We start from the raw sequence: 13,949 nt of genomic DNA on the forward strand, positions 1-13,949 counted from the left end.
GGCTCAGGCTGTCGAGAAAATCTCGACAGCCTTTATTTTTTCTTAAAATATCCATTCTCATGTAATAAAATAAAAGAAAGACTTACAAGGACGGTGTCTTTCTCATGTTGCACACAAGAAATTCTTCTCAAAATGCAGCCGAATTTGTTCTGCTTGACCAACTCGTCGAAGAGGATCATCTGCTTCGTAAAATTGATAAACACATAGACTTCTCTTTCATCATTGAAAAGGTGAAACCCTACTACAGCGAAAACAAAGGCCGCCCCTCACTTGATCCGCTAATTTTATTCAAAATGATGTTTATCGGCTACCTCTACGGTATCCGTTCAGAAAGACAGCTCGAAAAAGAAATTTACTACAATATGGCGTACAGATGGTTTTTGGGACTGAATATCAATGACCCGGTTCCGCACCACTCCACCATCAGCTGGAACAGACGCACACGCTTTAAAGATACAACCATCTTCCAAGACATTTTTGATGAGATCGTTCTTCAGGCCATCAATCATGACATGGTGGGCGGACGTGTCCTATTCACCGATTCAACTCATCTGAAAGCCAATGCCAACAAGCATAAATACACAAGAAAAACAATTGCGCAGGATACCCAAAACTATATCAAAGATTTAAATGAAGCCATTCAAGAGGATCGGGAGGAACACGGAAAAAAGCCATTAACAATCAAAGAGGAGGTGAAAGCTGAAAAAGAGATCCGCCATAGTACAACAGATCCGGAAAGTGGATATCTGTATCGTGAAAACAAACCAGAAGGTTTTTTCTATTTAGATCACCGCACAACAGATATGAAATACAACATTATCACAGATACCTATGTCACACCTGGAAATGTCCATGATTCTGTGCCCTATCTTGACCGATTGGATCACCAAATCGCACGATTTGGGTTTCAAGTAGAAGCCGTCGCCCTTGATTCCGGATATTTAACGACTCCGATCTGTAAAGGATTATCTGACCGACAAATCTTTGGTGTCATCGCACATAGACTTTATCACCCTATCCGAGGCTTGTTTCCAAAATGGAAATTTCATTACGACAGTGAACAAGACAGATATATTTGCCCGAACCAGCAAACCCTTACGTACTCAACAACTGACCGAAAAGGCTACCGGACATATAAATCAAATCCTGAAATATGTTCCTCATGCCCGCTGCTTGAAAACTGTACAAAATCAAAGAATCGGCAGAAAGTGATTACTCGGCATGTATGGGAAGACCATAAAGAAAAGGTCAGACAAAATCGCTTGTCTGTTTCAGGAAAAAACCTCTACAAAAAAAGAAAAGAAAAAATAGAGCGAAGCTTTGCAGATTCAAAACAGCTGCATGGGCTTCGCTATTGCAGGTTGAGGGGACAACGAAATGTGAGCGAACAAGTTCTCCTCACAGCCGCATGCCAGAACATGAAGAAGATTGCCACATACCTATCCAAGCAGGGATAGATATGTGGGAGCCTTTTTCTGTATCTAAAATACAATAAGCATCTAAAGAAACAAAAAAGCTTGTAGAAAAAACATCGTTTTCTCTACAAGCTGAGCCTGTCTAGCGACAGGCTTTTTTTATTTGAATTCAATCCGCACAGGTAAATGTTTAACACCAAACACGAAAGGACTTGGTACCGCTTCGAGTTTCTGTTCATCATCAGCTTTTTTAATATAAGCTGACATAGACAAGAGGGAGGAAAGAGCGATTTTTGCTTCGAGCCTGGCCAATGGTGCGCCGAGGCAAAAGTGAATTCCGAACCCAAAGCTGAGATGGGGGTAGGAGGGGCGGTTAATGATAAAACGATCAGGTTCAGAAAATTTAGCTTCATCCCGATTGGCTGACGCGACCCAGCTGATAACGGAAGATCCTTTCTTTATAAATGCTCTGCCAAGCGCTATATCTTCTGCTGCAACTCGTCCGATGGCTTGAACAGGCGGATAATAGCGGAGTGTTTCTTCTATTATATTAGGCACATAGTCTGTATTCTGTCTTATCTGTTGTTGCATGGCTGTGTCTTCCGTGATATAGCGAACAGCATTCGCGATCAAATTAGTAGTCGTTTCGTTTCCCGCGACAAGAAGTAGAATGCAAAAACCGAGCAGCTGCTCTTCTGTTAGATATTCTCCATCGACTTCTGACTGCAAAAGCATCGTAATCAAATCTTCTTTTGGCTGGGCTCGTCGTTTTAATAGAATGTCTCTAAAATAGTTACTTAAGAAAGCGTGGCCGTCCCGGCGTTTTTGAACCATGTCAGCGACAGATTTGTCTGAACTGTCCTTCGCTCCGGCAACGAGCACGTCGGAGTATGTTTTGATGATGTGCCGGTCTTCAATCGGTGCTCCAAGCATTTCAGCAATGATAATAACAGGAAGGGGGCCTGCTATATCATCTATCATATCGATTGTGTCTTTTTGCCGCGCCTCCTGTAAGAGGAATGCTGTAACGTCTTTTATGCGGGTTTCGATTTGTTTCACTGCCTTTGGAGTAAACGATTTGTTGACGAGTGCACGTAATTTGGTATGTTTCGGAGGGTCCATTGTTAAAATGCTTTCTGCCTGTATGCCGCGTTTGGATGAAAAAAGTTTGGGATTTTTCAGGACGAATTGAACGTCATCATACTTAAAAACATCCCAGCAATCACGCTGTTTGTCATAGCGAACAGGAGACGATTCCCGAAGCTTTTCATAAATCGGGAAGGGGAAAAGACGATCCTTTTCGAATTGCAATTCTTTCATGGGAATCAAGTTGGCGTAACGTTCTTCTTTGGCAGGGCGCGCTGTTTGCTTTGTCATTTTATCATCTCCTTTATCGATACGTTATCAAAGGCTGTTTTCAATTCAATGGACATATATTGAAGAAAATGTAAACCGGACAATAGTTTTAAATTGAAGATCATAGTGAAAACAAGTTATAATGAACCAAACAAACTATGTACCAAATGTTCATTTTATCTTTTTCTATTCCCACCAGCCATACAAACACCAAACACAAAATAACTTGATTATCATGTTATGAATAGAAGAAGGAGAACAACAGGAAAAAATTGAATATTTAGTACATGGTGTTCTCAGTTTACAGAGAAGGGGTGCAGACCGATGAAAGAAGAAAAAAGAAGTTCCACTGGATTTTTAGTCAAGCAGCGCGCGTTTTTGAAGCTTTATATGATTACCATGACTGAGCAGAAAAGACTTTACGGGTTAAAGCTTCTGGAAGTGCTTCGATCAGAATTTAAAGAGATTGGTTTTAAACCAAACCATACAGAGGTTTACCGGTCTTTGCATGAGCTTCTTGATGATGGGATATTAAAACAAATCAAAGTAAAGAAAGAAGGGGCTAAGCTCCAAGAAGTGGTCCTCTATCAATTTAAAGATTACGAGGCAGCCAAGCTGTATAAAAAACAGCTGAAAGTAGAGCTGGATCGCTGCAAGAAACTGATTGAAAAAGCACTGTCAGATAATTTTTAACATAGAAAACACCCGGCATAGTCACGAGTATCGGGTGTTTTCTGTTTTTCATTATACATATTTGTCGAAATGAAACAATACAAATCAATAGTGACCTTCAAACTTGACATCATTTCCTCACGTGGTAACATTTTAAACGTGTGAAAATACGAACAAAAAAGCGAACAAAGGAGATGTTACCGATCTTTGATCAAAAAAAAGTAGCTTTTATCGGAGCCGGATCTATGGCGGAAGGAATGATATCAGGTATCGTTCGTGCCAATAAAATCCCAAAACAAAACATCTGCGTTACAAACCGCAGCAATACAGAGCGATTAGCTGAGCTTGAACTTCAATATGGAATCAAAGGCGTGGCGCCGGATCACTTATGTATTGAAGACATGGATGTGCTCATTTTGGCGATGAAGCCAAAAGATGCCGAAAGCGCTCTGTCATCATTAAAAACACGCATCCAACCCCATCAATTAATTTTGTCGGTGCTAGCCGGCATAACCACCTCTTATATTGAACAATCATTGCATAATCAACAGCCGGTTGTCAGAGTAATGCCTAACACATCAAGTATGATCGGCGCTTCTGCAACTGCCATCGCACTTGGCAGGCATGTGACAGATGATTTAGAAAAACTGACGGCGGCTTTGCTCGGCTGCATGGGTGAAGTGTATACAATCCAGGAAAATCAAATGGACATATTCACGGGAATTGCCGGCAGCGGCCCTGCGTATTTTTATTATTTAATGGAATTCATCGAAAAGACAGGCGAGGAAGCAGGCCTTGATAAACATTTATCACGAAGCATCGGTGCACAGACACTCTTGGGTGCTGCAAAAATGCTGATGGAGACAGGAGAACAGCCCGAGGTGCTGAGAGATAATATCACCTCGCCAAATGGAACGACTGCTGCCGGATTGCAGGCCTTGAAGAAGAGCGGCGGAGGAGAAGCCATTTCTCAAGCCATTAAACATGCGGCTAAGCGTTCAAAGGAAATCAGCGATGATATCGAAAAAACAGCGGCACCGCTATAAAACAGGAGTGATAAAGTGACGTCTGAAACAGAAATGAAAAGAGTTGTCGTGAAGATCGGCAGCAGTTCATTAACAAGTCTTCATGGGGAAATCAGCATTCGCAAACTGGAAGCTTTAGTGGACCAGGTCGCCAAACTAAAAGACGCCGGATATGAAGTCATCCTGGTTTCTTCCGGCGCAGTAGCTGCAGGATATCGCAAGCTCGGGTTTCTTCAGCGACCAGATAATCTGCCTGAAAAACAAGCGTCTGCTTCAATCGGTCAAGGGTTGCTGATGGAGGCTTATTCAAAGCTGTTTTTGGCGCACGGTTATGTGGCTTCCCAAATTTTAATTACAAGAAGCGACTTTTCTGATGAATACCGATATCACAATGTTCGGAACACAATGAATGTACTGCTCGAACGCGGTATTATCCCGATAATTAACGAAAATGACACAGTGACCGTCAATCGGCTTAAGTTTGGCGATAATGATACACTCGCGGCCAAAGTCGCCGGATTAATCGATGCGGATTTGCTTGTGATTTTATCGGATATCGACGGTTTATATGACGGCAATCCGCGAAATAATCCAAAAGCGAAAAGGGTGCAGCGGGTCAGTGAGATTACACCTGAAATTGAAGCGTGTGCAGGCGATACAGACAGCGAGGTCGGCACCGGAGGCATGCGGTCCAAACTGGATGCGTTTAAAATTGTGATGGCATCCGGCATAAAAGGATTTCTTGGCCAGGCAGACGCTGCAGATATATTATATCAAGCTGTTCATGGAGAGGCGGAAGGCACCTATTTTGAAGCTGAGGGAACGCTTCCGTTGAATCAAAAAGAGCAGTGGATCGCTTTTAATTCCGGACCAGAAGGTGAAATTGTGTTATCAGATGACTGTTCCGGCCAAATAGCTGACGGTCAATCGTGTATATACCCAGATGGTGTAAGGGAGATTAAAGGAAAATTTAAAAGCGGCGCTGTTGTCCGCCTGACTGATTCTCATGGTGAAGACATCGGCCTCGGGATCGTCAATTATTCTTCCTCGCAGCTTGAGACACCCGAAAAAAATAAAGGCACGAAAAACAAAGCTGTGATTGATCCAGAAGCGTTTGTCTGCCATGTGGATTTATCTTTGCCTGTATATTAAATAGAAGAAATACACGGGAACAAAAAACCCGAACTTCTCCAGAGAAGCTCGGGTTCTTTTTTATTGATACTGTTCCAATTTCGAGAAAAACTGAATGACAAACTCATAAAAATCCTGAGCTGACGGTGCAAGCTCTCTATTTTTCGGCTTAATAATTCCGACAGTCCGTTTCACTTGAGGAAACTCAATTGGAATTTTCACAGTAAATCGGGGTGTCGTTTCAGCAAAAGTGCTCTCCGGCAGAAGGGTGACACCCATACCTGCGGACACCAATCCTTTGATAGCGTCCAAATCCTCACCCTCTGTAGAGACAAGAGGGGCAAACCCGGCTTGTTTGCAAGAGTCAATCGCCATTTTTCTGAGCACAAATCCTTCCGGAAACAACACAAATTGATCGTTGCGCAAATCGATTAAATGCACCGTTTTTTGTTTGGCGAGCGGATGATTTAAAGGTACAAGCGCGTAAATTTTTTCCGTGAATAAAATATTTCCTGCTATGTCTGGAAAATTCGTCGGCACCGGGCCTAATAACGCTAAATCGATATCGCGGTTTCTGACAGCTTCAATCAGAAACTTATAAGAGCCTTGGCGCAGCAAAAACTCTACGTGCGGATATTCTTCTTTAAATGCCGAAACGACAGTCGGCAGTAGCTGACTGGCGAGGCTTGTAGGAAAGCCGATTTTTACGGTTCCGCGATGCGGGTCAAGGTACTCATCAATTTGTTCTTTTGCATAATCGATGGCTTTCATCGCTGTTTTGACATGAATTAAAAATTCTTTTCCAATCGGAGTGAGTTTGATATTTCTCCCTTCACGCTCAAATAAAGTAACATTTAATTCTTCTTCAAGGTTTGCAATTTGTCTGCTGATTGCTGATTGGGCCACATGCAGATAATCAGCGGCTTCTGAAACGTGTTCCCGTTCAGCAACCTCCATAAAATAACGCAGTTGGCGCAGCTCCATGTAAGTCTCACATCCATCTATCTCATTTTGAGATTCTTTTGATCTAAATTATATATTGTTTATATCGTTTTGAAAACCTACAATAATATTAGAGTTGTTAGATTTTATGACCGGTATTATCGGAAACTGATCGGGGGAGAGGAATTATGACTTACAATCAAATGCCAAAAGCTCAAGGTCTCTACCGTCCTGAATTTGAACATGATGCATGCGGAATCGGCCTATATGCGCACTTAAAAGGCAAGGCGACACATGACATCGTCAAACAGGGGCTGCAGATGCTTTGCCAGCTCGACCACAGAGGAGGTCAAGGCAGTGATCCGGATACGGGAGACGGTGCCGGCTTACTGGTTCAAATCCCTGATGCTTTCTTTAAGAAAGAGTGCAAAGACATCAATCTGCCGGAAAAAGGACGTTACGGGGTAGGAATGGTCTTTTTCTCGCAGAAGGAAGATGAAAGAAAAAAAATCGAAAAGCAAATCGATGCACTGATTGAGCAGGAAGGCCAAGTTGTGCTTGGATGGAGAACTGTACCTGTAAATGTCGGAAAAATCGGAACAGTAGCACAAAAAAGCTGTCCGTTTGTCCGTCAAGTATTCATTGGCGCAAGTTCTGACCTGAAGGATGATTTGTCCTTTGAGCGAAAATTGTATGTCATTCGTAAACAGGCTGAAAACTGGGGAGTAACGGAAGGTCTAGATTTTTATTTTGCCAGTCTTTCAAGCCAAACTATTGTTTATAAAGGCCTTTTAACACCTGAACAGGTTGATGCGTTTTATTCCGATCTGCAAGATGAGGCATTCGTATCCGCTTTTGCACTAGTTCATTCACGCTTCAGCACGAATACCTTCCCTACATGGGAAAGAGCACACCCAAACCGTTATTTGGTTCACAATGGTGAGATTAACACCCTTCGAGGAAATATCAACTGGATGAGAGCACGTGAACAGCAATTTGTGTCTGAAAGTTTTGGTGAGGATCTCAATAAAATTCTTCCGATTCTGAATGCTGACGGCAGTGACTCTTCCATTTTAGATAACGCATTTGAGTTTTTCGTTATGGCTGGACGCAAGCCGGCACATACGGCGATGATGCTGATTCCTGAGCCATGGACAGAAAATACGCACATGTCTAAAGAAAAAAGAGCGTTTTATGAGTATCACAGCTCATTAATGGAGCCTTGGGACGGTCCGACGGCCATTTCATTTACTGACGGAAAACAAATCGGCGCAATACTCGACCGAAATGGTTTACGTCCGGCCCGTTATTATGTGACAAAGGATGATTATATTATTTTCTCATCTGAGGTCGGCGTTATTGAGGTTGAACAGGAAAACGTTTTATATAAAAACCGCCTTGAACCAGGAAAAATGCTTTTAATTGACCTGGAAGAAGGCCGCATCATTTCTGATGAAGAAGTAAAAACACAAATCGCAACTGAATATCCGTACCAAAAATGGCTTGAGGAAGAGCTTGTGCAAGTGAATCCTGATCCGGAAACAAGAGAGGAAGAGCAGTTCACGGATCTTCTTACGCGTCAGAAAGCGTTTGGATACACATATGAGGATATTCAAAAATATTTAATTCCTGTTATTAAAGAAGGAAAAGATCCTCTCGGCTCAATGGGGAACGATTCGCCGCTTGCTGTTTTGTCTGATCGCCCGCAATCGCTGTTTAACTACTTTAAGCAATTGTTTGCACAGGTGACCAACCCGCCGATTGACGCGATTCGCGAGCAGCTCGTGACTTCAACAATGACTTGGCTCGGAGCAGAAGGCGATCTCCTTCATCCGAATGAACGAAACGTCCGCCGAATCAAGCTGTATACACCCGTGTTATCCAATGAGCAGTTTTATGCGCTGAAAACCATCGTCCATCCTGATTTAAGAAGCCAAAAAATGAATGTGCTGTTTTCAGAAGATCTTGAACGCGGGTTAAAAGACATGTTCACCCAAGCTGAGAAAGCAATCAGCCAAGGCGTCAGTCTTTTGATTTTGTCCGATAGAGCAATGAATGATCAGTTAACGCCAATTCCGCCGCTGTTAGCAGTCAGCGCACTGCACCAGCATTTAATCCGAAAAGGATTGCGCACGAAAGTCAGCATTATCGTTGAATCGGGAGAAGCACGTGAAGTTCATCACTTTGCAGCTCTAATCGGCTATGGAGCCGATGCTGTCAATCCTTATCTGACATATGCGACCTATAAACAGGAAATTGACGAAGGCCGTTTGGATATCAGCTATGAAGAAGCAGTCAGCAAGTATGGAAAAAGCATTACCGAAGGTGTCGTAAAAGTGATGTCGAAGATGGGGATTTCTACGGTACAGAGCTACAGGGGCGCCCAAATCTTTGAAGCGGTAGGAATCAGCCGTGACGTGATTGACCTTTATTTTACGGGAACAGCATCACAGCTCGGCGGCATTGACTTAAATACCATTGCGGCAGAGGCGCAGCGCCGCCACCAGGAAGCCTATAAGGATGACTACAGCAAAACGCTTGAACCGGGAAGTGACTTCCAATGGAGAAACGGCGGAGAGCATCACGCATTTAACCCGAAAACGATTCACACCTTGCAATGGGCGTGCCGCAGAAATGATTACAATCTGTTTAAACAATATACGAAAGCGGCAGATGAAGAACGAATCGGATTCCTGCGAAACTTGTTCTCATTTGACGAAAACCGCAAGCCTCTAAAAGTGGAGGAAGTAGAATCTGCTGAATCGATTGTCAAACGTTTTAAAACAGGTGCGATGTCATTTGGATCATTAAGCAAGGAAGCCCACGAAGCATTAGCGATTGCGATGAACCGCTTGGGTGGAAAAAGCAACAGCGGTGAAGGCGGAGAAGATCCAAAACGCTTTGTGCCTGATGAAAACGGCGATGACAGAAGAAGCGCGATCAAACAAATTGCATCCGGACGATTCGGTGTGAAAAGCCATTACTTAGTCAACGCCGATGAGCTGCAGATTAAAATGGCGCAAGGCGCAAAACCGGGAGAAGGCGGACAGCTGCCAGGCAATAAAGTGTATCCTTGGGTTGCCGATGTCCGCGGATCAACACCTGGGGTCGGATTGATTTCACCGCCTCCTCACCATGACATTTATTCAATCGAGGATTTAGCCCAGCTGATTCACGATTTAAAAAATGCGAACCGTGATGCAAGAATCAGCGTGAAGCTGGTCTCAAAAGCTGGTGTCGGAACGATCGCTGCGGGTGTTGCTAAAGCAACTGCAGATGTCATCGTTATCAGCGGTTACGACGGAGGTACAGGTGCTTCACCTAAAACAAGCATTAAACATACAGGGCTTCCGTGGGAGCTTGGCCTTGCAGAAGCGCACCAAACCTTAATGCTGAACGGACTCCGTGATCGTGTTGTATTAGAAACAGACGGAAAGCTTATGACAGGCCGCGACGTCGTCATGGCCGCATTGCTCGGCGCCGAAGAATTCGGTTTCGCAACTGCTCCGTTAGTTGTTCTCGGCTGTGTTATGATGCGCGCCTGCCATTTGGATACATGTCCTGTCGGGGTAGCGACTCAAAATCCTGAACTTCGCAAAAAGTTCATGGGAGATCCTGATCATATTGTGAACTACATGTTGTTTATTGCTGAAGAAGTCCGTGAATACATGGCTGCATTAGGTTTTAAAACGTTCGATGAAATGATCGGCCGCACTGACGCACTTAACGTGAGTGAGCGGGCAAAGGCGCATTGGAAAGCGAGCCAGCTTGATTTGTCCACACTTCTTTATCAGCCGGAAGGGATACGGACATTCCAAACGCCGCAAAACCATAAAATTGATCAATCGCTCGATATCACAACAATTCTTCCTGCTGTAAAAGATGCCATTGAATCGGGAAAAGAAGCTGATATTTCAGTCGAAATCAATAACACAAACCGTGTAGCAGGCACTGTAACAGGCAGTGAAATTTCGAAACGTTACGGAGAAGAAGGACTTCCGGAAGATACGATTAAGCTGCAATTCACAGGTTCAGCCGGCCAAAGCTTTGGAGCGTTCGTTCCAAAAGGCATGACGCTTTATTTAGACGGAGATTCAAATGACTATGTCGGAAAAGGTCTGTCTGGCGGAAAAATCATTGTCAAATCACCGGAAGGATTCAACTCCGAATCACATGATAATGTAATTATCGGCAACGTAGCATTCTATGGCGCGACGAGCGGAGAAGCATATATTAACGGCCGTGCAGGTGAACGCTTTGCCGTTCGGAACAGCGGTGTGAATGTTGTTGTTGAAGGCATCGGTGATCACGGCTGTGAATACATGACAGGCGGAAGTGTTGTCGTACTGGGTGATGTCGGCAAAAACTTCGCGGCTGGTATGTCCGGCGGAATCGCGTATGTATTGGCCGAAGATGTAAAGGCATTTAAACGCAAATGCAACCTTGAAATGATTTTGTTAGAGTCATTAGAAGTTGAAAAAGAAATTCAACAAGTTAAAGCAATGCTTGAAAAACATGCCGCGTATACAAACAGCCAAAAAGCAGCAGACCTGCTTGAACAGTGGGAAGACAACGTGAATACATTCATTAAAGTGATTCCGAAAAACTATAAACAAATGCTTGCGAGCATCGAAGAGCAAAAAGCTGCGGGCTTATCTGAGGAAGAAGCCGTCATGTACGCGTTTGAAGCCAATACGAAACCAAAGCAGAAAAAAGCGCCGGCGGGACAAAAACAAGCGGTAGTACAGTAAGGAAGGGGAGAGGAACATGGGGAAACCAACTGGATTTATGGAAATCAAACGAGAAAAACCAGCTGAGCGAGACCCTCTCACTCGCTTAAAGGACTGGAAGGAATATTCTGCTCCTTTTTCAGAAGAAGCGTCGAAACGGCAGGGGGCACGGTGTATGGATTGCGGTACACCGTTTTGCCAGATCGGTGCTGACATTAACGGATTTACATCCGGCTGTCCGATTTACAACTTAATTCCTGAATGGAACGATCTTGTCTACCGAGGCAGATGGAAAGAAGCATTAGAACGGCTTGTAAAAACAAACAACTTTCCTGAATTCACAGGGCGGGTTTGTCCCGCTCCTTGTGAAGGGTCATGTACACTAGCGATTTCCGACCCGGCCGTATCGATTAAGAATATTGAACGGACCATAATTGATAAAGGGTTTGAGAATGGCTGGATTCATCCTAGAATTCCGAAAAAACGAACAGGCAAAAAAGTTGCCATCGTTGGGTCGGGCCCAGCCGGACTGGCGAGTGCTGACCAGTTGAACCAAGCTGGACATTCTGTCACTGTATTTGAACGCGCAGACAGAGCGGGCGGACTTTTAACTTACGGCATTCCAAACATGAAACTTGAAAAAGGAATTGTCGAACGCCGCATTAAGTTGCTGACGCAAGAAGGAATCGATTTTGTTACAAATACGGAAATTGGCGTTGATATAACGGCTGATGAGCTGCAAGAGCAATTTGATTCCGTGATCCTTTGCACAGGTGCTCAAAAACAGCGGGATCTGTTAATCGAGGGACGCGAATCAAAAGGTGTTCACTACGCGATGGATTACTTGACGCTTGCTACAAAAAGCTATTTAGATTCTAACTTTAAAGACAAGCGATTCATTGATGCGAAGGGGAAAGACGTTATCGTGATCGGAGGCGGAGACACAGGAGCTGACTGTGTGGCTACCGCTTTGCGCCAAAAAGCCAAAAGCGTGCACCAATTCGGCAAACACCCGAAACTTCCTCCGGCTCGCACGAATGATAATATGTGGCCTGAACAGCCGCACGTCTTTACGCTTGAATATGCATATGAAGAAGCAGAAGCAAAATTCGGAAGAGATCCGAGAGAATATTCGATCCAAACAAAAAAATTGGTTGCCGATAAAAACGGCAAATTGAAAGAGCTCCATACGATTCAAATGGAGAAAGTGAAAAATGAGCATGGAAAATACGAGTTCCGTGAACTGCCTGGAACTGAAAAAGTATGGCCTGCTCAGCTCGTCTTTATCGCTATCGGCTTTGAAGGCACAGAACAGCCGCTTTTAAAACAATTTGGTGTTGATTCTAATAACAACAAAATCAGCGCAGCATATGGGGATTATAAAACAAATATCGATGGTGTTTTCGCCGCAGGGGATGCAAGAAGAGGCCAAAGCTTAATCGTATGGGCGATTAATGAAGGCCGTGAAGTGGCGCGTGAAGTTGACCGATATTTGATGGGGAGTTCAGTTCTGCCGTAAATAAAGGGGATTATATAAAAAAAGAAACCGGACTGTTTGTCAGCCGGTTTCTTTTTTAATCTATTGTGATTCCGATGTTCCCAAACTGGCTGCCTTCCAGCATACTGGTATATGCTTCATGTGCTTGTTCTATAGGATATGTCCGGTCAAGCACGGGCCGAAGTTTATGTTTTTCCATGAAATGCAGCATTTCACGGAATTCATCGCGACTTCCCATTGACGTTCCCAATATATTGATTTGCGGAAAGAATAAAGAACGCAGCGGAAAACTGAGATTATCACCCGAACTTGCACCAAAGCTGACAATACGGCCGTTCGGTTTAACATGATCAAAGTATTCTGAAAAGAGGGCCGGTCCTATGCTATCGAGAATGACATCAGCTTTTTGTCCTTGAAGATGTTCAGACCAATTGCTGTAACTTTCAAAAGCGTGGTCAGCGCCTAATTGTATTGCTCTTTTTCTTTTTTCCTCGCTTCGAGAAGTCACGCTTACAGTTGCTCCAATCGCTTTAGCCATTACTAGCGCGTAGGTTGCAACGCCGCTTCCAATTCCGGGTATCAAAATATGCTCGCCTTTTTTTAATTGGGCCTTTGTAAAAAGTGATCGATATGCGGTCAGAGCTGATAATGGCAACACGCCTGCTTCCTCCCAGGATAGATAAGAAGGTTTTTTCACTGCGTTTTGTGAAGGAATGATCACATATTCAGCAAGTGTTCCGTTTGAAGGGCCTCCCAAAATATCCGGAACAGGAGGTACATCATCTGTTACTTCCCAATTCAAAGTCGGTAAAATCACCACTTCTGTTTGAACAGCCAGATGATCTACACCTTCACCGACCGCTTCAATAATACCAGCACCGTCAGAGCCCAGAATAAACTCAGGATCTTGTTCAGTTTTATTTTTCATGAGAAACAGGTCCCGATGATTTAATCCGGCCGTTTTCAACTTTACTTTCACTTCTCCGTATCCGGGATTTTGAGAAGGGATGTCCTGATACGCTAACCCCCGAAGTCCGCTTTTTCCGTTATGAATAACCGCTTTCATGCCGTCTGCCTCCTATATTCCTCGTAATCTATGATCTTCACATATTTTACACAGCGGTTTTCTTCAAGTAAAATGAACAAAAATGATTGCCGGTATCACATTTAATCATAGCAA

The 13,949-nt window shown here is 43.8% G+C and carries 9 protein-coding genes; 6 read left to right on the forward strand and 3 right to left on the reverse strand.

The window, feature by feature from the left end:
• Positions 1-104 precede the first annotated feature (104 nt).
• A complete protein-coding gene (locus tag H7F27_RS10940) occupies positions 105-1,457 on the forward strand; it encodes an IS1182 family transposase (RefSeq protein ID WP_185847898.1) in 1,353 nt (450 codons plus the stop codon).
• A 117-nt stretch (positions 1,458-1,574) separates the two neighbouring features.
• Here the strand turns inward: H7F27_RS10940 and H7F27_RS10945 are convergent, their stop codons facing one another.
• Entirely contained in the window at positions 1,575-2,792 is a 1,218-nt protein-coding gene (locus H7F27_RS10945) for a cytochrome P450 (RefSeq protein WP_185847899.1), read from the reverse strand.
• A gap of 303 nt (positions 2,793-3,095) precedes the next feature.
• On the opposite strand from H7F27_RS10945, the gene rtp reads away from it, so the two are divergent.
• From rtp to proB, 3 genes are all read left to right on the forward strand, one after another.
• Positions 3,096-3,464 (forward strand): replication termination protein, encoded by a 369-nt coding sequence (rtp, locus tag H7F27_RS10950; protein ID WP_010334473.1) that lies wholly within the window; start codon positions 3,096-3,098, stop codon positions 3,462-3,464.
• Between the two features lie 146 nt (positions 3,465-3,610).
• Entirely contained in the window at positions 3,611-4,489 is an 879-nt protein-coding gene (proC, locus tag H7F27_RS10955; RefSeq protein ID WP_101863279.1) for a pyrroline-5-carboxylate reductase, read from the forward strand.
• Positions 4,490-4,504: 15 nt separating this feature from the next.
• Positions 4,505-5,620: a glutamate 5-kinase gene (gene proB, locus H7F27_RS10960; RefSeq protein WP_185847900.1), complete on the forward strand. Its 1,116-nt coding sequence runs from the start codon at positions 4,505-4,507 to the stop codon at positions 5,618-5,620.
• 60 nt (positions 5,621-5,680) lie between these two features.
• Here the strand turns inward: proB and gltC are convergent, their stop codons facing one another.
• The gene (gene gltC / locus H7F27_RS10965) at positions 5,681-6,583 is read right to left on the reverse strand and encodes a glutamate biosynthesis transcriptional regulator GltC (RefSeq protein ID WP_024121635.1); all 903 of its coding nucleotides are present in this window, start codon (positions 6,581-6,583) and stop codon (positions 5,681-5,683) included.
• Positions 6,584-6,729: 146 nt separating this feature from the next.
• Here gltC and gltB point away from each other — a divergent pair, with 146 nt between their 5' ends.
• A complete protein-coding gene (gene gltB, locus H7F27_RS10970) occupies positions 6,730-11,292 on the forward strand; it encodes a glutamate synthase large subunit (protein ID WP_185847901.1) in 4,563 nt (1,520 codons plus the stop codon).
• Between the two features lie 16 nt (positions 11,293-11,308).
• The gene (gene gltD, locus H7F27_RS10975; protein WP_185847902.1) at positions 11,309-12,790 is read left to right on the forward strand and encodes a glutamate synthase small subunit; all 1,482 of its coding nucleotides are present in this window, start codon (positions 11,309-11,311) and stop codon (positions 12,788-12,790) included.
• Positions 12,791-12,845: 55 nt separating this feature from the next.
• Here gltD and H7F27_RS10980 read toward each other — a convergent pair whose 3' ends face one another.
• Positions 12,846-13,835, reverse strand: a complete 990-nt coding sequence (locus H7F27_RS10980; protein WP_024121632.1) for a zinc-binding dehydrogenase — start codon at positions 13,833-13,835, stop codon at positions 12,846-12,848.
• Positions 13,836-13,949: the final 114 nt, after the last annotated feature.

The organism is Bacillus sp. PAMC26543 (assembly GCF_014250375.1).
Taxonomy (GTDB): domain Bacteria; phylum Bacillota; class Bacilli; order Bacillales; family Bacillaceae; genus Bacillus; species Bacillus halotolerans.